Consider the following 26,515-nt stretch of genomic DNA (forward strand, 5'->3'; position numbering starts at 1 on the left):
CCTGAGAAGGTGTGAATCTTATTAATATACCATATGAATTATAATAATATTTTAGTAGAAGAAGAGAATAGTATCGCTGTTATTACTATTAACCGCCCAAAAAAATTAAACGCTTTAAATAGAGAAACCATACAAGAGTTACATGAAGCTTTTAAGGAGGCTAATGAAGATGAGGATGTAAAAGTTATTATTGTAACGGGTAGTGGAGATAAAGCTTTTGTAGCGGGAGCTGATATTAGCGAATTTGCCGATTATAGCGTTAAAGAAGGAACATACTTAGCAGCAAAAGGCCATGAAATATTATTCGATTTTATTGAAAACTTATCAAAGCCAGTAATTGCAGCCATAAATGGTTTTGCGCTTGGTGGTGGATTAGAATTGGCTATGGCTTGTCATTTTAGAGTGGCTAGCGATAATGCAAAAATGGGCTTGCCAGAAGTGTCCTTAGGTGTTATACCTGGTTATGGTGGTACACAGCGTTTACCACAACTTGTTGGAAAAGGTCGTGCCATGGAAATGATTATGACAGCAGGCATGATAGATGCTGCAACAGCACATAATTATGGTTTGGTAAATCATGTTGAAAAACAAGAAGAATTAATGGGGCTTTGCCAAAAAATTTCGACCAAAATTTTACGAAATTCATCCGTTGCTATTGGTGCTGCTATTAAAGCTGTAAATGCTAATTTTAAAGATGGCGTTAATGGTTTTGATGTTGAAATTAAACAATTTGGAAAATCCTTCGGGACCCAAGATTTTATCGAAGGCACTACCGCATTTTTACAAAAAAGAAAAGCGGGGTTTCCTGGAAAATAGGATTTGTCTCGTTTAACGGTTACGTATAATATTAGTGGCGCGTTTAAGCACTAATTTAGTAAATAGAAACTTGCCAGCGGAAAATTCCGCAGGAATTTTCCAAGTAAGCTAAAACTAGCCATTAATTTTATGCTTTGTTGTAGCCAGTATTTATTTCATAAAGGATGGAAATCGTTTTTCATTTTTAGAATCTGTCAATCGTTTAACTTCTTCTGTTTTAATATCCATCAAATAGATATCAAACGCACCATCAGCAGCTTTTTCTGTAAAAACTATTTGACCAATGTTATTACAACGAGCATACGTTAAATTGCCTGCTGTTACAAGTGTTTTTGTTATTCCTTCCTTTATATCTAAAATTTGCATTTGTCTTTTTTTTAAGACATCAGTTATGATCAATATTTCAGATTGAGAAACCCAATCTTGAATAAAATTATAAGATTCATTTGAGGTAATTTGAAGCAATTCTTGTGTTTCCAAGTTTAAGGTAAAGACATTTGGGTTTCCATCTCTATTACTATTAAATGCTAGCAACTTGCCATTAGGCGACCATTTAGGAATACCATCAAACTTCCCATTAAAAGTAAGTTGTTTAACATTTGTTCCATTATGGTCCATAATAAAAATCTCTGGATTTCCTGTTCTAGAAGATTGAAAAGCAATTTTACTGCCATCTGGCGACCAAACAGGATGTCCATCTCGCGTATTTAAATTGGTAAGTTGAGTTATCTTTCCACTGGAAACGTTATAAGTGAATAGGTTTCTTGTATTATCGTCTCTATATGAGTCAAATACAATGCTATTGTTAATTTTGGAATAATCTGACTGAAAATCTTTTAGGCTATCATTGGTTATTCTATTGATGGTTTTACTTTCTGTTGTAATTGAATAAATATCCCAATTATTATCCTTCAGCTCGGAGTATAAAATTTTAGGAGCGAACAAGTTATAATCTTCGCAAACAATTTTTATCCATCTTTTATTACTTATGTAGATGTAATTTTCATTAAATGAATCAAACTTTATGGGTAATCCTTTGTCTTGAATTTCAGTTAATGTTTTTCCGCTTTTTATTTCATTTCTTACCCAATCCACTGATTCCCTTAAGTTCTCATAATAAACTTTTAAATCTTTAACAGTTAACAATTCAATTTTATTTGGTGCAAGTGTGCCATGACCTGGAACAATTATCGTTTCATCTGAGAAATCACTTAGTATTGATTTCATGTTATCAAGGAAACCATCAATACTTCCGCCATTATTTAAATCAATAATGGGAAAATGATTGAGAAAAACGTAGTCGCCCAAGTATAGAACATCTGAAGTTTTAAAGTATATAAAAGCATCGCCACCAGTATGGCCATTTGTATTTATACCGGTAAATATTTCTATTTCTTCATTATTAATGTACACCGTTATTTTATCATCAAATGTTATTTTAGGAAGAGTGCTTTCTTTATGCGTATCTCCATTCAAAAATATCATAGAAGAACCTAAATAAGTGCGTTGTTTTGTGGGTGAAATTAGGGTGACGTTTTCCATTTTAGAAAAATATTCTAAACCTTCAGTATGATCGCCATGATGATGCGTAGTAACTATATATTTAACATTATTGTTGCCAAGTTCTTTTAGTTTATTGAGTAGCATTTCTTCATAACCTTGTGGTCCAACGTCTGCTAAAAACACACCTTCTTCTCCAATTGAAGCCACACTTGATGGGTTTCCAAATTTTGGATGGTCTACTCTAATGGTATATACAGAACCTTTTACATGAAGTGTGTCGTGGCTTGGTTTTTCTTGAGCAAAACTCATTGTTTGAATGATAATAAAAGAGAAGATTGTAATTAATATTTTCATTATAATTTAAGTTTTTATTTGACAATTGGTAAATATTTTATTTAGCGTTTGAAATAATTGAAAAACTTCTTTTTCAGAAATATCTTGAAGTGCGGTTTGGCGATGTTTAGCAACTATTTTTTTAAATCACTAAAAGGCTCAACTACTTTTTTTGTTGAAATTCCAACATGGTTAATTAAACTGAAACCATTATTATATGTTCTATATGCTGTGTAAGTGTAAATATTATCTTGAAGAACATCATAAGTATTGTTATTTACATTGTTTTCTCTTTGAATAATTTCTACCAGTTTCCCATCTACCATTTTTGATGTGTAATCTACTTCTCTGCCAGTAACTAGGTCTTTATAATGGTTTTTCCAACTATTGGTGGTTTCTACATAATCAAATGTAATTCTATGTTTAATGTTACCTTTATCATCTAGACCTTCTTCTATAAAAGTCAACCCATTTTCTGCAACATATACTTTAAAATGGCTTGTGCCAGTACTCCATTCGTTTCTAGATTTTAAGCTTTTATGTGTGGATTCCCATTCACCTATTCTAAACGCATATTGATAAACGCCTTTAGGAGCATTAATGTTAATACCGATACTATCTTTTTCAACTATTGAGTTACTAGTGTTTTGTGCATTTGTTTTAGCAATTGCAATTATGCATAATACAACTAAAATTTTTTTCATTTGTTTTAATTTTTAATTTCTAATTATTTTTTTGTGACTCATAATCAATTCCAAGTTGGCATGGCATCAAATTCTAAATTATTGGTCAATTGTTTCTCTTCTTTCGTTTCTAAATTAATTTTAAAAATTTCTTGATTTCCATTCACGTTCCCTGTAAATAATAATTCATCTCCAGAAGTTGACCAAGAAGGACTTGAATATGAAATAACACTTCTAGCAACAACTTTAAGCTCTTTTCCTTCAGGTGACATTATTATTAAATCATAGACGTCTTCTTTTTTACGATTAACAGCTATACATAAACCGTCATAAGAGTACATTGGGTGCATAAAATTTTCTCCTTTGGGGCTCAATCTTTTTTTTATCTTGGATTCAAGATTCAGACTATACATCACTTTCTCACGAATATGAGAATATACTATTGACTTACCATCTGGATGAAAGCTACAAACTGCTCCCCAACCTGGTTTTGTTACTTCGTTTTTGTTATCAGATAGTAATTCTTCTATTCCACCTTCACTAGGAATAAGTATAATTTCCCACACTCCATTTCTTCGTCCGCTAAATATTATTTTTTCTCCATTTGGACTCCAATTTGGGTACATTCCTTCTTTTTTGGTAATTTTTTTTAGATTGGAGCCATCAATATCCATAGTCCATATTGTATATCTATCGTGACCATCAGGATCGCTTTGAAATACTATTTTTGAACCATCAGGTGAAATCTTCGGATTTATATTATGAGGATAATGTCCGTTTCCTTGTTTCTGAGTAAGCTTTTGTTTTTTGCTCCCATCAGCGTTCATTTTATAAATATCTCTACCTTGAGAATTTGATTCCGAAGTGTAATAAATTTCATTATTATTATTATTAGTTGTAGGATTGACAATGTTAATATGCGGCGAATTTGAACTAATAACAAAAAGTAGGAGCAATATAGAGATGATTTTCATTTTATATTAGATTTAGTTTATATTAAGAATATTCAATGGTTTTAGCTTTTTTATAAAGGCACAAAAATTAGACTGGATATAGATGCAACGATTTTTTTTTCTTGGATTATATCGTGACTCGGTTTTCCTTGAGCAAAAACAAACATTTGAGTTATGATAAAATAGCTGAGTGTAATTAATGCTTTCATGATAAATTAAGTTTTTATTTGACAATTGGTAAATATTTTATTTAGCGTTTGAAATAATTGAAAAATTTCTTTTTCTGAAATATCTTGAAGTGCGATTTCACGATTTTTAGCGATGATTTTTTTTAAATCACTAAATATCTCAACTCCTTTTGTTGTGGGGGTTAAATTAATTTTTCTTCGATCTACGTTATTCGTTTCCCGAAGTAAGTATCCGTTTTTAATCATCAGTTCAACCATTCTACTAATAGAGGCATTATCTTTAAATATTAATTCTCCAATTTCAGATTGAGATAATTGGGGCTGCTCTATTATGAAAAATAAAACTAAAGCTTGGTCAATAGTGATGTTTTTATGCTTGTCATTAATTTGTTTTTGGGCAAATTTTCTATATTCTTTAATAGTTCTTTCTATTAAATAAAAAATTGTTTGTGATGGATTTTTCAAAATAAATGTATTTGATACAAATATAATTGATATATCAACTATATTGTAAAAAAAAATGTTAATTTTTATTAGAATAAGTGTTTAAGAATATTGGCTACAACACGTTGATATGAAATCGTTTTAATGTTTCATATCATAAGTTAAACGAATATAGCTGAAATTTTTTACAAAGTCAAATTTGTAATATCTAGTTATAAGCTGTTTTAATTTAAGAAAGTTTCTGTTTCCAAATGCGATAAACTTGTAAAAGCATCACGGGAATAAAATGAAATAATGCACCACCCATACTAGCATGAGTACCCTGTAATCCTAATAAAGCCCAATGTGCAAATGCCATAACAGCTGCTAAATACACCCAGCGTTGTAGCTTTTTCCATGAGCGTCCCATTCTTTTTATAGCAGCATTGGTACTTGTTATTGCTAAAGGAATAAATATGAAGAAAGCAATCCAGCCTGTGAGAATCGATAGTTCTGAAAACTCATTAATTATTTGATTAAAAGGATATTCAAATACATAAAATATGGTGTGCAATAGAGTATAAGCAAAAGCTGCAACACCAAAAAAACGACGATTTCTAATGAGCCATTTTGCTACACGGCCTCTTGGAAACATTAATTTTATGGGTGTAGCAATTAAACTTATAATTAACATTCTACCAGCAAATTCACCTGTAATATGCATGATCATATCATAATTAAGTTGTCCTTTTAGGAAATTTATGGATACCATAATTCCTGGAACAGCTAAAAGCAACCAAAGGATGTACTTGCCGGTAAGTAAGTGTTTTAATTTATTCATTTAGCAAATGTATAAATTGCATCAACTATTTTAAAGAACATTTAAAAGAAATATTTACAGTATTAGATGCTACAAAAGCAGGTATTTTACCTAGCTTAAAATCCATTCTGTTTAAACTAAATTCTCCTGTTACTTTGTTATTATTAATTTGAAAAGGAATTTGTATTGTATTTATGGCTCCTATTATATTTAATTCTCCTTTAGCTACGTAAGTTTCATTTTCTTTTTTAATGCTAGAGCTTTTAAATGTGATTTCTGGGTATTTCTCAACGTGAAAAAAGTCTTCTTGTAATAAATGCTCATTTCTTTTTGCATTTTTGGTATCAATACTTGCTGTAGAAATAGTTAAATCTATTTTCGAGTCAGACAGATTACTTTCATTCAAGTCTATTTCTCCTTTTACATCGGGAATGGTTCCTTTAACTGTTAAAAATAATAGTTTTTTAATTGTAAAATTTATTTCAGATTTTGATGTGTCTATTTTCATTTGTAATGAGATTTTATTTTTTAGTTATTCGTTTTAGTTTAATAGCTTTTTCTGGGCATACTTGCACACATAAACCACAAGCGTAACACAAATTTGGATCTGTGATATAGGCTTTTTTCGGTTTAAAAAACGTTTTTATTTTTCCTTTAAAATTAAGTGTTAAACGGTCTTCGGGAGTAATTGTACGCATTTCTAAAACATCGTAAGGGCAAGCGGGAATACAATCTTCTTTACCGCCACAATTACTTAAGTTTATAACGGGCATTAACTTTCCGCTGGTTTCGTTGCAATGTGATGTTTTTGGTTTCATATTAACTGTAATTCAATTAAGAATGCGTTATCAATATGTTGTTTCCCGTAGGATCAACAAACCAATAGCCTTCTTCTGTTTCTTCATATTTAGAAACATTATTTAAGGCTTGGTTTAACTTTTCTTTCGTGCTAAAATTAATTTGATAATGTTTCATTCCAGCACTGTCACTTGGCGCTAAAGGTCTGTTTTGTCCATGCCACGAATTCATGGCAATGCGATGATGATAAGGCCCTCCAGCTCCTACATCGGCATACATAAACTGTGGTAAATAATTGAATTGGTTGAATCCTATTTTTTTATAGAAAGCATTCGATTTTTCAACGTTGTTAGCATACAGATGTAAATGTCCTATGCAGGTATCATCTGCAATAATTTTAGTAACATCTTTATTTTCTAAGGATTTCATCACTTCATTTAAGTCAAGATAATCGGATGCACTTTTTATATTTCCGTTTGAATCTTCAATTCTTAAACCTCCTTGGGTAACTACTCTTTTGAATCGTTTAGGAGTTTCTAATGCAAATTCTACGTTAATACCATCTGGATCATCTAAATAAACAGACTTAGACATGGTATGATCTACTGGTGAAAATGGATAATTATTAACAAGTAATCTGTTTATCATACTAGCAAATTCAGCTTCGTTTGGAGCGTGAATAGCCAAATGATACAATCCGCTATAACCTTTTTGAAAATGGGTTTTAGCAGTTTGATGAACCACTACTAATGTTTGAGTTTCTGTGCCAAATTCAGCAATAATGTCTGAAGATTTTCTCAGTTTCATACCTACTATTTTTGTCCAAAAAATTGTAGATTTTTCAAGGTTTGTATTCTTTAAGTGAATGGCTCCAAACGAAGCGAATTTACTTGAATTGTTATGTTCTTGATTCATATGTGATAGTGCATTTGCTATGGAAGAAAAGCCATCCATAGTTGTTAAAACTGAAGCACCAAAAATAGTTTTTATAAAATGATTTCGTTTCATAGTTCTTGGTGCTTTAATTTATTATATCATTTATTTTTTAGCGTATAGACCGTTTAAAAAATCTTTGTAACTTGCTGCTTCACGACCTAATAATTCGGGTAAATCACTTTGTCCTGTCACTAATTCACCTTTTTCAATACCAATAGCAAACCCTGCTAACATATTTACCACCATTTCTGGAGCACCAGCGCCAACTAAAGCGTTTTTATAGTCTTCTACAGATGGACTGATGTAATTAATAGGCTTTCCTGCAATTGTTGAAAGATGATCTGCAACTTCACTAAAAGACATAGAATGTAAATTTGAAATATTGTATTCTTTGTTTTCGTGTGTATCACTTAATAATGCATTTGCAATAGCTTCCGCTATATCTGAGCGTAATGTAAAGGCTATTTTTCCTTCTTTTGCTGGATAGAAAACCCCTGTTTCAAATACTTGTTCTCCTAAAATCCAAGGCAGTATATCCATATACAAATTATTACGAAGCATTGTATACGTCATACCACTCTCTTTAATTGCCTTTTCTGTTGCTATATGAGAATTGGTTACAAAGTTAATTGGTGAATCTGGACTGTCTGATTGACGTTGAATACTTGTGTAAAAAATGTGTTTTACACCAGCTTCTTTGGCAGCATTTACCACATTAATATGTTGCTGTGTTCTGTTTTCCATTTCACTACTAGAAATGAAAAGTAATTTTTCAGTGCCTTTAAAAGCTTCAACTAATGCATTGTAATCATTATAATTACCAATTTTAATAGCAACACCTTTGTCTTTTAAAGTTTGTCCTTTTTCTTCGCTTCTAACAAGTGCTGTAATATTTGAAGTATTACAGCCTTTTTGAATTAAATTATCGATTACGCCACCGCCTAATTGTCCGGTAGCACCTGTAATTGTTATCATTGTTTTTAATTTTTTATTTTGCTTGAATTGGTGCTTTTTTGCTTCTTCCCCATGCAATAAATAAGGCAATAGCCATGATAATTATAGTCATTCCAATAGCTGAATATTCACCTCTTGAAATATGAAAAATAGTTGCTAAAAGCATAACCAAAGCAAGACCTCTAGCAGCCCAAACTGTTAAAAATGGTTTTTTACGAAGCAAAGCAGGAAGTAATAAACCAATACCGCCAAGTAATTCACTAATACCAATAAAACGGATTAAACCAGCAGGGTATTCTGTTACCCAAGGTAATGATTGTGCTATAGCTTCTATAGGTTGAAAAGCTTTCATCATACCTGCCATAATAAACATTGCTGCTAATAGTGCTTGAGCAACCCATAATCCAATGTGGATTGCTTTGTTGTTTTTTTGATTTGTCATTTTATTTAAAATTTATTGTTTTGTTGAAAAAATGGATATATGCTTAGAAATGCTAATGCAGGAAAAAAATGCATGGGCACAACCAAACCTGGGAATAATTCTGGATATTCAATATTAAAAGGTAAACTCATTCCTATAGGTCCTATGATGCTTGCAAAAGAAAGAACAACAATTAATAAGTTTAACCAACCTTTTAATTTTTCTTTTTTAAATTTAATTAAGGCAGCATATCCCAAGGTCATGAGTATACAACCAATAACGCTTGCTCCCATAATAGATCCTATGTTGATAATTTGGCTATAATCAGTCCCAAGAGCTTCTTGGTAAATATTGAGATACATAACACCTGCAATGCCTGATAATAATCCAGCTACCACGCCATGAATGAGTAGTTTTTTCATAATATGAAATTTAGATGTGATTATTTTGTCACAGGAATAGAAACTTCAAGGTTCATTTCATGCGGTACTTTTTTAGCCATACCAGTAACAGCACCTACATTGAAATCTGTTCTGTTTACAGTAAAACTACTTTCAAAAGTGTTGTTGTTAAAAGTAAAAGGGATGGTATATTCCTTTTCTATTCCATGCATTTTAAGAATGCCTGTAGCTTCATATCCAGTAGCTGTTTTTTTGAAATCTTGAGCAGTAAAATTGATCGTAGGGAATTCCTCAGCATTAAACCATTTTTTTCCTTTGGCATGTCTGTTTTTCATACCGTTTCCTGTGTTTATGGAAGCGACGTCAACACTAAGATCTAATTTTGAAGCAGCTAAATTAGCCTCGTCAAATTCAATGTTTCCAGTAAGTTTTGTAAAAACTCCTGATGGATTTTTACTGCTAAATTTAATAGAGAAATCATCAGAAATGTTCCAAGAAATTGAATTACTGATTGTGAATGAAGAGAGCGAAATAATAAGTGCAATGGCACTAATAAATTTAAATTTTGTCATTTTGAATACTATTTAAGTAATTAATAATGACGCAAAGTTGAGGTAGAAAGATTTATTTAAAAATAAGATACCTTAAGAAATGAAATTGTGCTTATTTTTTTGCTATTTTTCTTCTAATGTCACTCAAATATTCGGGAGTTATCCCAATATAAGCAGCTATGAGTTTAAGAGGAAGTCGTTTCACTAATGTTGGGTAGGTTTCTGTAAAATCTATATAGCGTTGTTTTGATGTAGAACTCAGAAGTCCTATGATTCTCTTGTTGGTAGCAATCATATTATTTATAGACTTAGTTGTTAATTCTATTAAGGCATCCTTTTCTAAATTTGATAAATCTCCAAAATTAGATTTTGAAATTAATACAACTTCACTTTTTTCAATGGCTTGAATGTAAACCATAGAGGGTACTTGGTTGATAAAACTATCTAAATCAGAAATCATCCAAGATTCAGGAGCAAATTGTACGATGTGTTCTTTTCCTGCATGATCTATGGTATAACTTTTAAGACAACCACTTTTTACAAAAAAGCCATATTTAGTAATTTCTCCTTGCTTTAAAAGGATGTCTCCTTTTTCAATAGTTTTTATATTATTTTGTTTTATGCTTTTCATTTATTAGGCTTAATTTATAGCTAATACAAAGGTATAGTCGTTTTTTTAAGATTTAAATAATTTTAGCACAAGCAAGCTATATTGGTTGAAAACGAAGTTATCAATTTTTATGATAAAGTCAAGTTTGATAGGTAATAATATTTTGTTAATAACCCGTTTTCATTTTAACATTTTTGAATATAAATTATAAGTAATTTTAAAGAGCTACTCAAACAGCAAACAACCTTTAATTTTACTACAATGAACCCGAAATCTACCATAAAAGGACGTGGTGCGCAACGTAATGTGCACAATCGTTTTTTTGAATTAAGTCATGAAATGCGTGACGATTTTTTAGAATTCTGCCAAAAAGAAGGAGAAGCGGTAGATAGAAACAAAACCTTATACTTAGACGTTTTTCCTAAAACTATAGTCAATAAAGTGCAGAGTCCAGATGTTGGCATGCAGTATTCAATGAATGCTTATCAAGGATGTGAACACGGTTGTATTTATTGTTATGCACGTAATAGTCATGAATTTTGGGGTTATAGTGCAGGTTTAGATTTTGAGCGACGTATTATGGTAAAAAAAGATGCGCCAAAATTATTAGAAGCACTGTTAAAAAAGAAAAGTTGGCAAGCACAAACCATAGTCATGTCTGGAAATACCGATTGTTACCAACCTGCCGAAAAGCAATTTGAAATTACACGCCAGTGTTTAGAAGTGTTTTTAAAATACAAGTATCCGGTTGCTATAATAACAAAAAACGCTTTAATTTTAAGAGATTTAGATCTTTTAAAAGCCTTGGCAAAGGATAATTTGATTGGTGTGAATATGTCTATTACATCTTTATCGGAAGATACTAGGCGTATTTTAGAACCTAGAACAACTACTATTAAAAGAAGGTTAGAAACTGTAAAGGTTTTAAGTGATAATGGAATTCCTGTTAATGTAATGTTGGCGCCTATTATTCCGTCAATAAATAGTCATGAAATTTTACCTTTAGCAAAAGCAGCTTCAGATTATGGCGCTTTATCTATAGCGCATACTATTGTTAGATTAAATGGTGCAATTGGGGAGATTTTTTCAGATTGGATTCATAAAACAATGCCAGATCGTGCCGAAAAAGTATTGCATCAAATTGAAAGTTGCCATGGCGGTAACTTAAATGATTCCAGATATGGTTCTAGAATGCGTGGAGAAGGTAAAATTGCTGAACAAATTAACAGTTTAGTAAAATTAGCTAGACAAAAATATTTTAAGGAAAAAAGGATGCCCAAGTTAAATTGCGATTTGCATGAACCGTATAAAGAAGGACAGTTACGGTTGTTTTAAGAACAAACTACAAGGAAATTATAAATGAAGTCTCTTTATTTGGTGTTGAAATAACCTGTAAACTTCCTCCATGTAATCTAATAATATGCTTAGAAAGGCTTAAACCTATACCTGTACCATGCTCTTTTGTGGTGAAAAAGGGTATGAATATTTGGTCTAAAATATCAGGAGAAATACCAATACCGTTATCTGTAATGCTTATTATAATATGATTCTCATCATTTTTCTCTGCTTTTAACTCAATACGCCCTTTTTTATTCGTTTTATTAATGGATTGAATGGCATTTTTAATTAAATTTAATAGGACTTGAATCATTTGCTTTTCATCAGCAAAAATTTCTAAATTGTTAGGCTTAATATGGGTTTCAAATTTTGTTTGCTGAAATCCTGTTTCTTGACTAGATAAAATACGGACTTTATTAAAGAGCGTTTCTATTAAAATAATTTCTTTTTCTGGTTTAGGAATTTTTGTGAGTTTTCTATAAGATTCTACAAAGTTTATTAAATCTTTTCCTTGTGTTTTAATAACATCTAGTCCCTTTATGGTGTTTTGTATGTTTTTTTCTGTTAATTGAGATGCCTCTATTTTAGTGTCTTCTTTTTTGTATATGTTTAATAAGGTTTCAGAAAGCGACGTAATTGGTGCGATAGAATTCATAATTTCGTGAGTAAGTACTCTAAAAAGTTTTATCCATGCATCTGTTTCTTTTTCATCTAATTCATTATTAATATTTTGAATAATAATTAAAATTAGATTTTCATTTCCAATATTAATTGGTTTAGATCGAATGGTTAATTGAATAGTTTCTCGTTCGTTAGTAATAGAAGTTAGTTTTCTGTCAAAAGGTTTTAAATTAGAGATTAGAAGAAACAACTTTTCGTCAATACGTTTTAGTTGTTTAATATGCGTAAGCGAATCGTAATTAAATAGTTTTTTAACGGTTTTGTTTGCTAGTAAAATGTGCCCTTTATCGTTTAGTGTAAGTATACCTACTGATGCCTGCTCTAAAATAGAATGGAAATATTGTTCTTGTTGACTGTTTTTAATTTTAATTTTCTGAATTAAAAAATTAACTCGGTTTAAGCTTTTATGTAAATCTCTTACCGATTTGTTTTTGGTGTGAATAGGAAAATGAATAGCAGAATCATCATTTTCAACCGCATTAAAAAAGAAGGCTATTTTTTTATTGCTTTTGTTTAAAAAGGTTATTAATCTAACAACTTGAAAAATTAAAAGAATTGCTATATAAATAGCGTAATCTAAATGGTTATTAAAATAAAAATAGCTTATACCAAAAGCGCAGCCAGTTATAATTAGTACTTTAATAATTATTGTATAATAGAGATGTTTGCTTGCCATAATTATATGTTAAATACCATAACGTTTTATTTTGTTGTATAGCGTTTGTCTTGTAATACCTAATTGATTTGCTGCAGCACTAAAATTTCTTTGGTGTTTGTTAAGAGCATTTTCAATCATGGTTTTTTCCATATCGTCTAAAGTAATATCTAAAACTTTTGAAAATGATTGAGATGGTTTTTTAAACATAAAATCGTTAGCTGTAAGTGTTTTTTGCTCACTTAAAATAACACTTCGCTCAATAGTGTGTTGCAACTCTCTAACATTTCCTGGCCATTGATGGTCTAATAATTTTTTTTGTCCTGAGGCATTTATTTTCAATCCTAATTTACTATATTTTTTAGAGTAGATATTTAAAAAATATTCAGAGAGCACTAATACATCTTTATCGCGATCTCGCAACGGAGGTGTTTCAATTTGAATGGTGTTTATTCTGTATAATAAATCTTCTCTAAATAACCCTTCTTCAACCATTTGTTCTAAATTGCAATTGGTAGCACAAACTAATCTAATGTCTACTTGTATCGCATGATTAGAGCCTACTCTAAAAACTTCCCTGTTTTGTAAAACAGCTAATAATTTAGCCTGTAATGATAGAGAAAGGTTTCCAATTTCATCTAAAAAAAGGGTGCCGCCATTTGCGGTTTCAAATTTACCGGCTCTATCTTCGTGGGCGTCTGTAAAAGACCCTTTTGTATGTCCGAAAAGTTCGCTTTCAAAAAGGTTTTCACTAATGGCACCCATATCTACACTTACTAAAATTTCATCTTTTCTAGAAGACCCATTATGTATGGCTTGTGCAATAAGTTCTTTACCTGTACCGTTTTCGCCAGTTATTAAAACATTCGCTTTGGTTTTAGCTACTTTTTGAGTCATCTTTAAAACCTCATTTATAGCTTTAGAATGTCCTATAATTGGGGTTTCTTTTTTATTTATTAATTGTTTTAAATGCCTGACTTCTTTTCTAGATTGCCGGAATTGATAGGCCGATTGTATGGTTGCTAATAACTTACTATTATCCCATGGTTTTAATATAAAATCTGTAGCACCTTCTTTTAAGGCACGAACTGCAATTTCTACACCACCATAGGCAGTTATCATAATTATTGAGGTATCTGGAGATAACTCTTTAATACGTTTTAACCAATAAAAACCTTCATTTCCTGTATTTACGCCAGCCGAAAAATTCATGTCTAATAAAATAACATCGTAGGTTTTTATATTAGAAATAGAAGTTATAAGGTTGGGGTTAGAAATTGTAGTAACCGTTTTATATTCAGATTGCAATAGTAATTCTAAAGCACTTAAAATACTTTTATTGTCATCTACAATAAGAATGTTGCCTGGAATCATTATTAATAAGTTTGTTTTTCAAAGCTAGCCATTAGATGTTTATGTTTTAAAAAAGTGTAAAATATTTTTACACTTTTTGTCCATTTATTTTACACTATATTTTGTTTAATTCAACAATTTTATATGTAACAGGTTGTAAATTAATGTGTTGTATTTTTTGGCACAACATTGGGAATAGACTATGCAAAATATACATAAATATGCATCAAAAAATGATTTGGATTCTTGTTATAGGGCTACAGCTAAGTGCCTTTAAAACATTTTCCCAGAAAGTTTGGAGTTTAGACGATTGTATAGCTTATGCTTTAAAACATAATCTTACTCAAGAAGCACAAAATTATAATGCTGAAATTAGCAAAGAACGATGGCTGCAAAGTAAACGAGATATGTTGCCAACTATTGGTATTTCTTACCCAAGTTATAATGTTAGTTTAGGGCGTTCTTTAGATCCCGTTACTAATAGCTTTATAGATACTCGTTATGTGTCTGGTTTAAGTGGCGGATTGTCATCATCTATTACTGTTTTTGAATCTTTTAAAAAGTGGCATGCTTTAGCTTATAGTAAATTACTATATCAATCTAGTAAATTTAGAGAGCAACAGGCCGAGTATGATTTGGCTTTTAAAATTATGGGATTGTTTAATACAGTATTGTTTCAAGAAGGTGCTTTAGATATTATAAAAGAGCAACAAGCAGTCAATTTTTTATACCAAAAAGAAATTTCTAAAAAAGTAGCATTAGAGTTAGTTGCAAAAGCCGATTTGTATGCTATTGAAGCCACTATAAGTGCAGATGCTTTAGCGGTTTTAAAAGCCAAAAATGCACTTAATGCCGCAAAATTAGCACTCATTCAAGAAATGAATTTAGAGGCTGTTACTATTAATATTATTCAAGACGCACCATCTAACCTTAATGTAAGTAGTGTTCCATTAAATATCGATCATCTATTTAATACTTCAAAAAAAGCATTACCTAATCTTCAAATAAGTCAGCTTAATATTGAAACGGCAAAAAAAGAATTGGCAATGAGCAAAACAGCTCGTTACCCTAGTATACGTTTTGGAGCAAATATGTTTACCAGTTATTCTGATAATTTTAAAGATGCAACAGGGAGTACAATTATTTTTAAAGATCAGATAAAAAATAACCTGTCTAAATCTTTTGGTTTTTCTCTTAACTACGCGCTTTTTAATAATGGAAGAACTCGTAGTAGTATAAAAATAGCTAGAATACAATTAGAAAAGGCTAAAACACAATTAGAAATAGAAGAGCAGCGTACTTATAAAGTTATTCAAGAATTATTACAGAAAAACGAAGCCCTTATTGCCGAAAAGGAGTTGACTCAAAAAAACATAAAGGCCAAAGAAAAAGCATATGATATTGCAAAAAGAAAATTTGAAAAAAAATTAATTAATCTTTACGAATTAGAAATAGCAAGTAACGCTTATTTAAATACTAAAATAGAGCAAGTGCGTTTAATGGCTCAAATGGCAATTCAAAAACGCACCTTAGACTTTTATAATGGTACTTTTAAGTTACCAATTAAATCAACTTCAAATTAAAAACATGGATACCAAAATTGAAAAGAAAAAAGGCATAAAACCAAAACATATACTTATAGGAAGTACTATTCTTGTTTTTCTGTTTTTTATAGCGAATATGATTTTTAATAGTTCGGGTTCAACACTAAAGGTTGAAAAAGAGAAGATTACTATTTCGGAAGTTGTAAACGATAAATTTAACGATTACATAAGTATTAGTGGAAATGTAAATCCTATTAGCACCGTGTATTTAGATGCCTATGAAGGTGGTCGTGTTATGGAAATATTAATTGAAGAAGGAAGTATGGTGAAAAAAGGCGATGTTATTTTAAAGCTTGAAAATCGTGAATTATACGGACAAATTTTAAATAGTGAAACTAATTTGGCTTTAAAACAAAATGGACTTAGACAAACACAAATTAATTTTGATTCTAAGCGCATTAATGGGCAAAAAAGTTTGTTAGAATCGGCTTTTCAACTTAAAAAAGCAAAACGAAAATTTGAACAATTTAAAGCCTTATATGAAGAAGAATTAATAGCCGGCGAAGAGTTTTTACAAGCAGAAGAAAGTTTTGAACTCGCAGAAAAAAACCATGAAGTTAATAGATTTCAAGTAAAACAAGATTCGTTACTTAATACCACGAGTATAAAAGAATTGGTTAAGGATTTAACACGTATGAAACAAACATTAAGTATGGAATACGAGCGTATAGAAAACCTAAATGTAAAGGCACCTATTGATGGGCAATTAGGAACTTTAGATGCCGAATTAGGGAAGCAAATAGGGCGTGGGCAATCTATAGCGCAAATAAATGTATTAACCAATTTTAAAATAGAATCTACTATTGATGAGCATTATATAGACCGAGTTAAACGAGGTCTTTCTGGTACGTTCGAGCGAAACGATGTGCTTTATAACGTTAGTTTGAAAAAGGTATATCCTGATGTTAAAGCAGGTAAATTTAAAATAGATTTGGTGTTTTCTGGAGATAAACCAGATAACATACGTACGGGGCAAAGCTACTATATAAAACTACAGTTAGGTGCGCCTACTGAAGCATTGTTGTTGCCACGAGGCGCTTTTTTTCAAAGTACAGGTGGGCAATGGGTGTATGTGGTAGATCCTTTAGGTGAGTTTGCTGTAAAACGCTCGGTTAAAATAGGAAAACAAAATCCTAAATATTATGAAGTATTAGAAGGATTAGAAGCTGGAGAACACGTTGTAACATCAGGTTATGATGCATTTGGAGATAGTGATAAATTACTTTTGAAGTAAACGTGGTTTAAAGTTGATTTAAGTAAAATAAAATATAGTTATTACGAATGTAATCTACAGTTGGGTACTATCTGTTTTTAATGAGAGATAAAAAAACAGAAAGATTATTTGGCGTTCTTTTAAGAACGCCTCGTAATGACTAAATAAAACAATTAAAAGATGCTATTTAAAATACTAAAAGAATACCTCCGTAGAATTACACGTAATTATAAAGTATATACTATTTCTATTTTAGGAATGAGTATTGCCATTATAGCGTCGTTTCATATTTATCATTATGTATATAAGGAACTTAGTGTAAATAAGTTTCATAAAAACCGAAAGGATATTTATAGGCTAACTTGTAATTTTGGAAATAATTCTAATTTTAAATTAACAGTAACGCCTAATCCTTTAGGTCCTTTGTTAAAAGAAAAAATACCTCAAGTAAACAATTTTGTTAGACTTCAATCAGAAGAACCTATTGAGCTTCATTTCAAAGGAGTATCTAATCTAAAGAAATTTGCACATGCAGATTCTTCTTTTTTTGAAATGTTTAATTTTTTAATTTTAGAAGGTAGTTTAACAAAGTTTAAAGAAACACCTAATGGTATTTTTTTAACTCAAAAAGTGGCTAAAGAATTATTTCAAGACAAAAATCCAATAGGTGAAGTGTTAACTGTTTCAGCATACAAAGCACCTAATAAAAGATCGTTAGAAGTTATAGGGGTAATTGAGGATTTTTCAAAAACATCAACCATACAAGCAGAGGGAATTATAAATTTTCAAGATTATATAAATAATTCTCGTGCAAATGATTGGGGTTTATGGTCTCCAAGTTTGTACTTGTATATTCCTTTTTTAAAAGATGCCGAGCAATTATCAACTAAGATTAGTGATGAATTGTTTAAAGAACGAAACCGAGTCGCAAATGGGTATACTATTAAAGAAAAAACTCCTTTTTATTTACAACGATTTGATGATATTTACTTTGGCTCAAATGATATACAAAACCAAGAAAAAAAAGGCTCTTTACAATTTCTTAAAGTAATTGTGTTAGTAGGGTTTTTAGTGTTAATTTTTGGAGGGCTTAATTATATCATAATGAGTATTGGACTTAATAGTTCAAGAATTAAAGAGTTTACTACAAAGCGTTATTTAGGAGCTTCTAAAAATGTTATTTTATTACAGCTTGTTTCAGAGTCAATTTTAAATGTTTTGTTAGCATTGTTAATAGCTTTTGCTTCTTACCCATTGTTAAATACGCGTGTTTCAGAGTTAATAGGATTTGATTATCTATTGTCTTTAACATCAGATGTATTTATTTTAGTTACTTTCTTTTGTCTTGTGTTATTTGTTGGTTTTGTTATAGGTTTTATAGAGTTTTTAATTTCTTACAGTGCTGTTATCTTAAGCATCAATAGTAAAATAAAAAATATTTTTAATCTTTCTAATAAATACATTATTGGTTTTCAATTGGTATTGAGTATTGCTACCATTATATCGGTTTTGGCAATCAAAAAACAAGTAGATTATATTGAAGATAAGGATATAGGTTTTGATATTCAGAACATTATTAGTGTTCCTACTATGAATTTTTCTGATGAAATTAGAAACCTATTAGAGTCTAAAAGTTATGTAAATGCTATTTCTAGAGGGCAAAATTTATTTCAATCAGATTTTAGAGCAACCAACACAAGATTAGTAGAACTTGATAAAGAAATAGATGCTATTGTTGTTCAAGGTGATAATAATTATTTAAAAGCATATAAAATACAAATAGTACAAGGAAAAGATTTAAATCCTTTATTGCTGGCAAAAAATGTTAAAGAGCATTTTGATAGAACTAGTGTAAGGGCTGATTTAGTAGAGGTTTTGGTGAATGAAACGTTTGTTAAAAAAGCCAATCTTAAAAAACCAATTGGAACTATTCTGGAGAATGATTATGCGACAGGAATGAGAAAAGGAGTGATTATTGGAGTTTTTAAAGATGTTTATAATCTGCCTTTGCATTATCCTGTTCAACCCATTGTGTTTGGGTTTGATTTTCCAGGATATCCTAATGTTTTTCAAATATCCTATAACCCTGAGTATAAAACGGAGTTACAAAATGACATTCTAGCATTTTTCAAAAGTAAAGGATTCGATGATGAAATCTTATTAAAAAGATTGATTGGATCATACAAATACAAAGATATCTACAAAAAAGAGCTTCAACTAAAACGATTATTAGAAGCATTTACAGCTATTGTATTGTTTATCTCATTATTGGGTATGATTGCCATTAGTTTGTTTATTACCGAAAGTAAAACCAAAGAAATAGGCATTCGTAAAGTAAACGGTGCAACCATAAAAGAAATTATGATAATGCTTAATAAAGATTTTGTAAAATGGGTGTTTATTGCTTTTGTTATTGCTTGCCCAATTGCCTATTACGTTATGAGTAAATGGTTAGAGAGTTTTGCATATAAAACCAATTTAAGTTGGTGGGTATTTGTCTTGGCAGGTGTATTTACACTAATAATAGCCTTACTAACGGTAAGTTGGCAAACTTATAGAGCGGCAACAAGAAATCCTGTGGAGAGTTTGAGAGATGAATAATAAAAGTATAAAAAATGATGCTATTTAAAAATATAAAAATGTCTATTAGAAGGTTGAAAAACAATAGGCTACATGCTTTTCTTGGGGTTTTAGGGTTTTCTGCAGGATTCACCATGTGTTTAGCAATCGGTCTTTATATTTATGGAGAATATACTGTAGATACTTATCCTGAAAACCATAAGCGCATATTTAGAGTGTTTAACGCCAAAACAAATTCTTCAGATATTGATTATAATGTAAATGAGTTCTTAAAAAATAAGTTTGCTTCTATAGAAAATACTTGCCCAATTTATATAAACTCAAAATGGGAGGTTGATGTATATACAAAAGAGAAGTCAATATATATTAAGGAAGGGTTAATAGCTACAACAAATGATGTTTTTGATATGTTATCAATGCCTATAATAAAAAGCGTTTCTGATACACCTTTTATTGATAAGAATTCTTCAATTATTACAGAGTCTGTATCGAAAAAAATATTTGGTAATGCAAACCCACTAGGAAAAGCATTTAAGATAAATAGTTTTGAAACCGTTATTAGCGCTGTTATTAAAGATTTTCCTAATAATTCTAGTATTTCAGGAGGTATTTTACTTAATGCTGAAAACCCTGAGTTTAGATTAAATATGAGTTTTGTAAATGGAGAAATCATTACTTTAACCAATGTTTATCTTCTTTTAAAACAAAACCAATCACAAAAAGAGTTAGTTAATGTAATAAACAATTCTATTGGAAACCATATTAAAACAGTTCCAGAAATTTCTTTACAACCTATACAAGATATTTACTTTAACACACAAATTAAGGACAATAACAGGCATGGAAACAAGAGTTTAATTACTATACTTTCTATAATAGGAATCTTAATTTTATTGCTTTCCGTTATTAATTATGTCAACTATATAATGTCTTTACAACTTAAGCGCATTAAAGAAATAGGAATTCGTAAAGTAAATGGCGCAACAAGAATCAATATTGTAATTAATTATTTAATTGATGTATGTCTTTGGGTCTTTATTTCTTTTATGATATCGTTGATATTATTAAAAATATTAGTTCCTTATTTTAATCAGTTATTTCAAGAGCAACTAGATTTTCAGGCATTATCTGTCCCTACATTTATAATAAGTATCGTGTTGATATTAGCGGTTGTTATTTTAATATCGAGTTTGCCAATAATTATTTTATTAATACGATTCGATATTCAAAGTTTTTTAAAAAACAAGGCACATACAAATACCAACACTATAAGTAGAAGTCTTTTACCTGTTTTTCAATTGCTAATTGCGATGCTTCTTATTGTTGGAGCTATTGTAATTCAAAATCAAATTTTTTATGCTAAGCATATAAATTTAGGTTTTAATGATAACGAATTATTACATATAGATGTACCCTATAAAGCTTTAGATCCTGTTTTGTTTAAAGAAGAATTACTTAAAAACCCATCAATTCAAGATGTTAGTTTAAGTGGAGGAATCCCAGGAAATCTTAGCTCAAGTATGAAAAATCCAGATTGGAATTATACTCTTTATCAAATGGATATTGATGAATATTTTTTGAATACTATGCAGATAACGTTATTAAAAGGGCGAAATGTATCTAAAAATGATAGTAAACAATGTATTGTTAATGAAGCAACTTTAAAAGTTTTAGAAATTAAGAATTTTGAAAAGGAAAGAATCAAATATATGGACGATGATTTAGAAATCGTGGGTGTTGTTAAAGACTTTCACTTTGGGTCTATTCATGAAAAAATAGAGCCATTAATTATGAAATATAGCATTAATAGAGCTGTTAGTCTTAGAATAAATAAAACTAATATTTCAAAAACCATGACATATATTAATAAAACATGGAAAAGTATGGTTTCTGGAACACCTATAAAATATGAGTTTTATAACACTTCTTTTGATGCTATGTATAGAAAAGAAGAGAGACTTGCTAATGCCTGTACTCTATTTTCAATTATAGCAATTATAATTACTTGTCTGGGGCTTTTTGGGCAGATTATATTTTTAACAGATAAAAAGACCAAAGAAATCGGTATCCGCAAAGTAAACGGTGCTACCATAAAAGAGATTATGATGATGCTTAATAAAGGCTTTATAAAATGGGTGGGTATTGCTTTTGTTATTGCTTGTCCAATAGCTTATTACGCCATGAGTAAATGGTTAGAAAATTTTGCATATAAAACTAATTTAAGTTGGTGGGTATTTGCTTTGGCAGGCATATTTACATTAATAATAGCCTTATTAACGGTAAGTTGGCAAACGTATAGCGCAGCAACAAGGAATCCTGTAGAGAGTTTAAGAGATGAGTAAATAAAAGTATAAATAAGTCGTAATGGCAAAAGCATAAAAATAATCTGTAAAACAAATAATTATGATAAAAACAGAAAATCTTTCAAAAATTTTTAGAACCGAAGAGGTTGAAACCAAGGCGCTTAACAATGTGAATTTACATGTAGAAAAAGGCGAGTTTACAGCTATTATGGGGCCTTCTGGTTGTGGTAAATCTACGCTGTTAAACATTATTGGTTTATTAGATAACCCTACCGAAGGTACTTATACTTTTAACGGTAAAGAAGTAGGCAGTTTAAAGGAAAGCCAGCGTACGCAGGAGCGTAAAGGAAATGTTGGATTTGTATTTCAAAGCTTTAATTTAATTGATGAATTAACTGTTTACGAAAATGTAGAGCTACCATTAATTTACTTGAAAATAAAGGCTTCAGAACGTAAACGCATGATTATGGAAGTGCTAGAGCGCATGAAAATGGGTCATAGAACTAAGCATTTTCCACAACAATTATCAGGAGGTCAGCAACAACGTGTTGCCATAGCTCGTGCTGTGGTTGCCAATCCTAAATTAATATTAGCCGATGAGCCTACAGGTAATTTAGATTCTAAAAACGGTAGAGATGTTATGGAATTATTAACCGAATTAAACCGTGAGGGGGCAACCATTGTAATGGTAACGCATTCAGACCATGATGCTAATTATGCTCACCGTATTATTAATTTATTTGATGGTAAGATCGTAACAGAAACTAGAAAAGATCCTGCTTTAGTGTAAGACTCTTTCCTTCGTTTTTTAATTCTTGCTTAAATACTTAAACTATGCTTAAACATTATATAAAATTTGCTTTCAGAAACTTTAGATCTAACAAAGTCATATTTGCCGGTAGTTTGGCAACGCTTTGTTTGGGAGCGTTGTGTATTTCTCTTTTGTTTTCCTATGTTCATAATGAATTGACCATGGACGATTTCCATAAAAGAGAAAAGGATATTTATATGGTTATTATGAAGGAATCTCCTAAAAGCGATTGGAGTAACCCGTATAGATTTATACCTGAAGATTATCCTGAAATTGAAAGTGCTACATCTTTAATTTTTTATAAAGAGAATGATACAAAATTAAAATATAATGAGAATATTTATTTGCCTAAAGGGATGGTGGTAGATAGTAGTTTTTTTAAGGTATTCGATTTTAAACTTAAATATGGTGATAAAAATACCATTTTAGAGGATGCAGAATCTATCATTTTAAGTAAGAATTATAGTAAGAAACTTTTTGGAGAAAGTAATCCTATTGGACAAAGTGTTTATATAGAAACACGAATGTATCAAGGAACACATACGGTAAAAGGTATCATTAATATACCTTCCAATAGCTCTTTAAAGTTCGATTATATTATTCCTTATGAGAAAAGGACTTATGGTTACGGACGTATAAGTGTCCCCTTTTTTAAAGGACAAAAAGGCTTTAATAGAAAAGCGTTTGGTTTAAAAATAAAAGAGTCCAATAATAAAGTTCCAAATTTTTATCCTCAATTAACCGAAAGTATTACTTCTATAAAAAGTCTTGATGATTTATACTTTAGTACGGAGTTAAATGGTTTAAAAAAGTATTCGGAATTTAGTTCAGGGAATAAAAAAAATATAGATATACTAATAGTTATTATGCTGGTTATACTATTTGTGTCTATTCTTAATTATTCTAATATTCAAATTGTTAATACCAATGCGGTACTTAAAAATATTGCTATATCTAAAGTAAATGGTGCTTTAAAACGGCACATTGTATGGCAAAAAATTATTGAAACCTTTATTATTATTACACTGTCTACGTTGTTTATTAGTATAGGTTATAACTTGATACTTCCATGGTTTAATAATTTTGTTGGAGTTTTGTTAGCGCCTCCAATTTGGAAAATATTATTAGTTAATGCCTTTATTCTTTCTATTATAACCCTAATAGGTTTAGTGTATCCAATGCTTATTATTAATAGGTTTTCTGCAATTAAAAATCTTAAGCGAAATGCTTCTATGTCTAAAAAAATAACAGGAAAACAAGTTACTGTTATTTTACAATATGCTATGGCCTTTTTGTTGTTAATATCTTCCATTATAGTAAACAATCAGTTAAAACTAATGCTAGATAAAGACCTTGGTTTTAATTACGACGAAATGTTGAAAGTAAAACTTTTTTACGAGCCCCCTTTTAATTTTGAAAGCAGAGACTGGAGTAAGGAAAAAAGACAGGAAGAAAGAGAAAAGGCTTTAAAAATACCAAAGTATATAAATGACAGATTAGCAGAAATATCTGAAATAGATAAATTGTCTCAAGGACGTTCACCTATAGATGTTTTTCCTATAGATTGGAAACCTAAAGCGGGTGATGTTGAATATGAAACACTTAATTCTCTTGTTGTAACACCTAACCATCGAAATATATTTGAATTTGAGATAGTTAAAGGACGCTTTTTTGAAGATGACTTAGATAAACAACGTAGTCAAAAAATAGTAATTAATGAAACTGCTAAAAAACATTGGAATATAAAAGATATAGAAACTACAAATATTAGTAATAGAAATTGGGGTGATTATGAGATAATTGGTGTTGTTAAAGATTTTAATTATGAGCATCTATCGGTAAAACCAAAACCACTTATTATGGTTTATTTTGAAGATTTTGAAGCCGAATATTTTATAAAATTTCATAAAGGAACTATTTCTGATGGGATTCAGAAAATAGAAGCTTTGTTTAAAGAGATAAATCCTAATCAAGTTTTTAAATACACCTTTTTAAGTGACGAAATAGCAGTGCTCTACCAAAAAGAAAAACGTTTAAGTACCATTTACATGGTATTTACCATTATTGCTTTGTTAATTTCTGCTATTGGTTTGTTTACTATTGCTCTATATGATACGCAAAGGCGTGTAAAAGAAATTGGCATCCGTAAAGTAAATGGAGCTACCATTAAAGAAATTTTATTTATGCTTAACAAGGACTTTGTAAAATGGGTGATTATTGCTTTTGTTATTGCATGCCCCATTGCATATTTTGCCATGAGTAAATGGTTAGAAAATTTTGCATATAAAACCAGTTTAAGTTGGTGGGTATTTGCTTTAGCAGGCTTGTTTACATTAATAATTGCCTTACTAACGGTAAGTTGGCAAACCTATAAAGCGGCAACAAGTAATCCTGTGGAGAGTTTGCGGGATGAGTAAATAATGAATGGTTATTTCGAGGAAAGAAATAATATGTTTTAAGAACAAAAAAAGGTGAGCAATAAGGCTCACCTTTTTAGGGTTAGGGTGTTAGTTACTTTTAATTTATAATTTTTGTAAATTTTCTATCATTTAGATAGCAAACCATTTTGTATTTTCCTTTTTCTAAACCAACTAGCTTGTATGCTCTTTTAATATCTTTTGTGTTTTTAATTTTTTCAGAATATACAAGTTCTGTATCTGAAGAAAAGTTAGAATTTGAATAAAAGATTTGTACTTTAAAAGATTCATCATTCAAAGCAAGTTGTGTTAAGTAAACTAAGTTACCTACTACTCTAGTAAAAGGTTTGTAGATTATTTTTTCATTTTCCTTGTTAAAAGTAACAATACTAGATTTTACAGAGAAAGGAATGGTGTCAATTTCCATATCTTTTTCTAGTTCAAAAATATAAGCACCATCTGGAAGCGTAGTTAAATCGAATCCTTTTGTGTAAGTTCCTTGTTTTTGAATTAGCTCTTTATATAATATGATTCCGTTATCATCTATAATAGATAATAGGTTCCCTTCTTTTACATCGTAAAAAGTAAGTGAGGTTCTGTTTGCATCATTTTTAACTGTAAATGATTCTTCATTTGCGAAACTTAACAAGGTAGCAAGCATAGTTACCATTAAGATTCCTTTTTTTGTGTTTTTAATTACGTTTTTCATAATTTGGAGTTTTAATAACGTTCAACACTGCAAATATAGAATCGATACATTGTTTGTAAAACATTGATTTTAATGAATTTATGTGCTATTTTATCTGTTATTTTTACATCATGTTTATGTTAATTAAATTACCATAGTTCTGGGGTAATAGAATATATTTTTAAAGAGACTGTTAATTTTTGTTTTAACAGAAATTTTATATTCTGTATTAAAAAAGCTAGTCTAAATAAATGCGGAGGAATTTAATTCTGAAGAAAATTATAAATTAAAATACTTGTTTTAATTATAACAGAAATAGTAATGAGAGAAGAATATAAAGCAAAAAAAAGTGAGCCACCACAGCTCACTTTACCAACTAAACTAAATAAGACATTAAACTAATTATTAATGAATTTTGTAAACTCTTTACCGTTCGAGTTAAATACTATTTTAAATTTTCCTTTTTTCAATCTGTAAGCAAG

General features: G+C 30.1%; 24 protein-coding genes. 8 read left to right on the top strand and 16 right to left on the bottom strand.

Going from position 1 to position 26,515, the window contains the following annotated elements:
- Positions 1-33: 33 nt before the first annotated feature.
- Positions 34-816 (top strand): enoyl-CoA hydratase/isomerase family protein, encoded by a 783-nt coding sequence (locus ACH5TX_RS13520; protein ID WP_439340029.1) that lies wholly within the window; start codon positions 34-36, stop codon positions 814-816.
- Positions 817-966: 150 nt separating this feature from the next.
- On the opposite strand, the gene ACH5TX_RS13525 is transcribed toward ACH5TX_RS13520, so the two are convergent.
- From ACH5TX_RS13525 to ACH5TX_RS13585, 13 genes are all read right to left on the bottom strand, one after another.
- Positions 967-2,673 (bottom strand): MBL fold metallo-hydrolase, encoded by a 1,707-nt coding sequence (locus ACH5TX_RS13525; protein ID WP_439340030.1) that lies wholly within the window; start codon positions 2,671-2,673, stop codon positions 967-969.
- Between the two features lie 113 nt (positions 2,674-2,786).
- Entirely contained in the window at positions 2,787-3,356 is a 570-nt protein-coding gene (locus tag ACH5TX_RS13530; RefSeq protein WP_439340031.1) for a hypothetical protein, read from the bottom strand.
- A gap of 44 nt (positions 3,357-3,400) precedes the next feature.
- Complete coding sequence (locus ACH5TX_RS13535) at positions 3,401-4,309, bottom strand: TolB-like translocation protein (protein ID WP_439340032.1); 909 nt, start codon at positions 4,307-4,309, stop codon at positions 3,401-3,403.
- 194 nt (positions 4,310-4,503) lie between these two features.
- Positions 4,504-4,941 (bottom strand): MarR family winged helix-turn-helix transcriptional regulator, encoded by a 438-nt coding sequence (locus tag ACH5TX_RS13540; protein WP_439340033.1) that lies wholly within the window; start codon positions 4,939-4,941, stop codon positions 4,504-4,506.
- A 208-nt stretch (positions 4,942-5,149) separates the two neighbouring features.
- Positions 5,150-5,740, bottom strand: coding sequence for a protein-methionine-sulfoxide reductase heme-binding subunit MsrQ (locus ACH5TX_RS13545; RefSeq protein ID WP_439340034.1), 591 nt, complete (start codon positions 5,738-5,740; stop codon positions 5,150-5,152).
- Positions 5,741-5,765: 25 nt separating this feature from the next.
- The gene (locus ACH5TX_RS13550; RefSeq protein ID WP_439340035.1) at positions 5,766-6,227 is read right to left on the bottom strand and encodes a YceI family protein; all 462 of its coding nucleotides are present in this window, start codon (positions 6,225-6,227) and stop codon (positions 5,766-5,768) included.
- A 13-nt stretch (positions 6,228-6,240) separates the two neighbouring features.
- Positions 6,241-6,537: a 4Fe-4S dicluster domain-containing protein gene (locus ACH5TX_RS13555; protein WP_439340036.1), complete on the bottom strand. Its 297-nt coding sequence runs from the start codon at positions 6,535-6,537 to the stop codon at positions 6,241-6,243.
- 16 nt (positions 6,538-6,553) lie between these two features.
- Positions 6,554-7,525: a VOC family protein gene (locus ACH5TX_RS13560; protein WP_439340037.1), complete on the bottom strand. Its 972-nt coding sequence runs from the start codon at positions 7,523-7,525 to the stop codon at positions 6,554-6,556.
- 30 nt (positions 7,526-7,555) lie between these two features.
- A complete protein-coding gene (locus tag ACH5TX_RS13565) occupies positions 7,556-8,428 on the bottom strand; it encodes an SDR family oxidoreductase (protein ID WP_439340038.1) in 873 nt (290 codons plus the stop codon).
- A gap of 13 nt (positions 8,429-8,441) precedes the next feature.
- Positions 8,442-8,849 carry a DoxX family protein gene (locus tag ACH5TX_RS13570; RefSeq protein ID WP_439340039.1) on the bottom strand — a complete coding sequence of 136 codons (408 nt, stop codon included), beginning with the start codon at positions 8,847-8,849 and terminating at the stop codon, positions 8,442-8,444.
- A 5-nt stretch (positions 8,850-8,854) separates the two neighbouring features.
- Complete coding sequence (locus ACH5TX_RS13575; protein ID WP_439340040.1) at positions 8,855-9,250, bottom strand: hypothetical protein; 396 nt, start codon at positions 9,248-9,250, stop codon at positions 8,855-8,857.
- 20 nt (positions 9,251-9,270) lie between these two features.
- Entirely contained in the window at positions 9,271-9,801 is a 531-nt protein-coding gene (locus tag ACH5TX_RS13580; RefSeq protein WP_439340041.1) for a YceI family protein, read from the bottom strand.
- 91 nt (positions 9,802-9,892) lie between these two features.
- On the bottom strand, positions 9,893-10,411 hold the full coding sequence (locus tag ACH5TX_RS13585; protein WP_439340042.1) for a Crp/Fnr family transcriptional regulator: 519 nt from the start codon (positions 10,409-10,411) through the stop codon (positions 9,893-9,895).
- A 240-nt stretch (positions 10,412-10,651) separates the two neighbouring features.
- Between ACH5TX_RS13585 and ACH5TX_RS13590 the strand changes: the two genes are divergently transcribed.
- Entirely contained in the window at positions 10,652-11,725 is a 1,074-nt protein-coding gene (locus ACH5TX_RS13590) for a PA0069 family radical SAM protein (RefSeq protein ID WP_439340043.1), read from the top strand.
- Between the two features lie 7 nt (positions 11,726-11,732).
- On the opposite strand, the gene ACH5TX_RS13595 is transcribed toward ACH5TX_RS13590, so the two are convergent.
- Both ACH5TX_RS13595 and ACH5TX_RS13600 read right to left on the bottom strand, forming a co-directional pair.
- The gene (locus ACH5TX_RS13595; RefSeq protein WP_439340044.1) at positions 11,733-13,085 is read right to left on the bottom strand and encodes a sensor histidine kinase; all 1,353 of its coding nucleotides are present in this window, start codon (positions 13,083-13,085) and stop codon (positions 11,733-11,735) included.
- Between the two features lie 9 nt (positions 13,086-13,094).
- A complete protein-coding gene (locus ACH5TX_RS13600) occupies positions 13,095-14,438 on the bottom strand; it encodes a sigma-54-dependent transcriptional regulator (protein ID WP_439340045.1) in 1,344 nt (447 codons plus the stop codon).
- A gap of 212 nt (positions 14,439-14,650) precedes the next feature.
- Here ACH5TX_RS13600 and ACH5TX_RS13605 point away from each other — a divergent pair, with 212 nt between their 5' ends.
- The 6 genes from ACH5TX_RS13605 (at position 14,651) to ACH5TX_RS13630 (ending at position 25,345) form a co-directional block, all read left to right on the top strand.
- Complete coding sequence (locus ACH5TX_RS13605) at positions 14,651-16,000, top strand: TolC family protein (protein ID WP_439340046.1); 1,350 nt, start codon at positions 14,651-14,653, stop codon at positions 15,998-16,000.
- A 4-nt stretch (positions 16,001-16,004) separates the two neighbouring features.
- Positions 16,005-17,255: an efflux RND transporter periplasmic adaptor subunit gene (locus ACH5TX_RS13610; protein WP_439340047.1), complete on the top strand. Its 1,251-nt coding sequence runs from the start codon at positions 16,005-16,007 to the stop codon at positions 17,253-17,255.
- A gap of 159 nt (positions 17,256-17,414) precedes the next feature.
- Positions 17,415-19,835 (top strand): ABC transporter permease, encoded by a 2,421-nt coding sequence (locus ACH5TX_RS13615; RefSeq protein WP_439340048.1) that lies wholly within the window; start codon positions 17,415-17,417, stop codon positions 19,833-19,835.
- A gap of 14 nt (positions 19,836-19,849) precedes the next feature.
- On the top strand, positions 19,850-22,156 hold the full coding sequence (locus tag ACH5TX_RS13620; RefSeq protein ID WP_439340049.1) for an ABC transporter permease: 2,307 nt from the start codon (positions 19,850-19,852) through the stop codon (positions 22,154-22,156).
- A 61-nt stretch (positions 22,157-22,217) separates the two neighbouring features.
- Positions 22,218-22,907 (top strand): ABC transporter ATP-binding protein, encoded by a 690-nt coding sequence (locus tag ACH5TX_RS13625; RefSeq protein WP_439340050.1) that lies wholly within the window; start codon positions 22,218-22,220, stop codon positions 22,905-22,907.
- 44 nt (positions 22,908-22,951) lie between these two features.
- Positions 22,952-25,345 carry an ABC transporter permease gene (locus tag ACH5TX_RS13630; protein ID WP_439340051.1) on the top strand — a complete coding sequence of 798 codons (2,394 nt, stop codon included), beginning with the start codon at positions 22,952-22,954 and terminating at the stop codon, positions 25,343-25,345.
- 100 nt (positions 25,346-25,445) lie between these two features.
- Here the strand turns inward: ACH5TX_RS13630 and ACH5TX_RS13635 are convergent, their stop codons facing one another.
- Complete coding sequence (locus tag ACH5TX_RS13635; protein ID WP_439340052.1) at positions 25,446-26,054, bottom strand: hypothetical protein; 609 nt, start codon at positions 26,052-26,054, stop codon at positions 25,446-25,448.
- Positions 26,055-26,515 lie beyond the last annotated feature (461 nt).

Origin of the sequence: Thalassobellus citreus (assembly GCF_044385915.1) — a bacterium.
Taxonomy (GTDB): domain Bacteria; phylum Bacteroidota; class Bacteroidia; order Flavobacteriales; family Flavobacteriaceae; genus Thalassobellus; species Thalassobellus citreus.

Bases quoted from the DNA above. Each gene is read 5' to 3' on its own strand.
- ACH5TX_RS13600 (WP_439340045.1), bottom strand. From the start codon at position 14,438: ATGATTCCAGGCAACATTCTTATTGTAGATGACAATAAAAGTATTTTA.
- ACH5TX_RS13565 (WP_439340038.1), bottom strand. From the start codon at position 8,428: ATGATAACAATTACAGGTGCTACCGGACAATTAGGCGGTGGCGTAATC.
- ACH5TX_RS13530 (WP_439340031.1), bottom strand. From the start codon at position 3,356: ATGAAAAAAATTTTAGTTGTATTATGCATAATTGCAATTGCTAAAACA.
- ACH5TX_RS13625 (WP_439340050.1), top strand. From the start codon at position 22,218: ATGATAAAAACAGAAAATCTTTCAAAAATTTTTAGAACCGAAGAGGTT.
- ACH5TX_RS13605 (WP_439340046.1), top strand. From the start codon at position 14,651: ATGATTTGGATTCTTGTTATAGGGCTACAGCTAAGTGCCTTTAAAACA.
- ACH5TX_RS13630 (WP_439340051.1), top strand. From the start codon at position 22,952: ATGCTTAAACATTATATAAAATTTGCTTTCAGAAACTTTAGATCTAAC.
- ACH5TX_RS13585 (WP_439340042.1), bottom strand. From the start codon at position 10,411: ATGAAAAGCATAAAACAAAATAATATAAAAACTATTGAAAAAGGAGAC.
- ACH5TX_RS13635 (WP_439340052.1), bottom strand. From the start codon at position 26,054: ATGAAAAACGTAATTAAAAACACAAAAAAAGGAATCTTAATGGTAACT.
- ACH5TX_RS13575 (WP_439340040.1), bottom strand. From the start codon at position 9,250: ATGAAAAAACTACTCATTCATGGCGTGGTAGCTGGATTATTATCAGGC.
- ACH5TX_RS13555 (WP_439340036.1), bottom strand. From the start codon at position 6,537: ATGAAACCAAAAACATCACATTGCAACGAAACCAGCGGAAAGTTAATG.
- ACH5TX_RS13570 (WP_439340039.1), bottom strand. From the start codon at position 8,849: ATGACAAATCAAAAAAACAACAAAGCAATCCACATTGGATTATGGGTT.
- ACH5TX_RS13590 (WP_439340043.1), top strand. From the start codon at position 10,652: ATGAACCCGAAATCTACCATAAAAGGACGTGGTGCGCAACGTAATGTG.
- ACH5TX_RS13535 (WP_439340032.1), bottom strand. From the start codon at position 4,309: ATGAAAATCATCTCTATATTGCTCCTACTTTTTGTTATTAGTTCAAAT.
- ACH5TX_RS13615 (WP_439340048.1), top strand. From the start codon at position 17,415: ATGCTATTTAAAATACTAAAAGAATACCTCCGTAGAATTACACGTAAT.
- ACH5TX_RS13525 (WP_439340030.1), bottom strand. From the start codon at position 2,673: ATGAAAATATTAATTACAATCTTCTCTTTTATTATCATTCAAACAATG.
- ACH5TX_RS13520 (WP_439340029.1), top strand. From the start codon at position 34: ATGAATTATAATAATATTTTAGTAGAAGAAGAGAATAGTATCGCTGTT.
- ACH5TX_RS13560 (WP_439340037.1), bottom strand. From the start codon at position 7,525: ATGAAACGAAATCATTTTATAAAAACTATTTTTGGTGCTTCAGTTTTA.
- ACH5TX_RS13610 (WP_439340047.1), top strand. From the start codon at position 16,005: ATGGATACCAAAATTGAAAAGAAAAAAGGCATAAAACCAAAACATATA.
- ACH5TX_RS13595 (WP_439340044.1), bottom strand. From the start codon at position 13,085: ATGGCAAGCAAACATCTCTATTATACAATAATTATTAAAGTACTAATT.
- ACH5TX_RS13620 (WP_439340049.1), top strand. From the start codon at position 19,850: ATGATGCTATTTAAAAATATAAAAATGTCTATTAGAAGGTTGAAAAAC.
- ACH5TX_RS13580 (WP_439340041.1), bottom strand. From the start codon at position 9,801: ATGACAAAATTTAAATTTATTAGTGCCATTGCACTTATTATTTCGCTC.
- ACH5TX_RS13545 (WP_439340034.1), bottom strand. From the start codon at position 5,740: ATGAATAAATTAAAACACTTACTTACCGGCAAGTACATCCTTTGGTTG.
- ACH5TX_RS13550 (WP_439340035.1), bottom strand. From the start codon at position 6,227: ATGAAAATAGACACATCAAAATCTGAAATAAATTTTACAATTAAAAAA.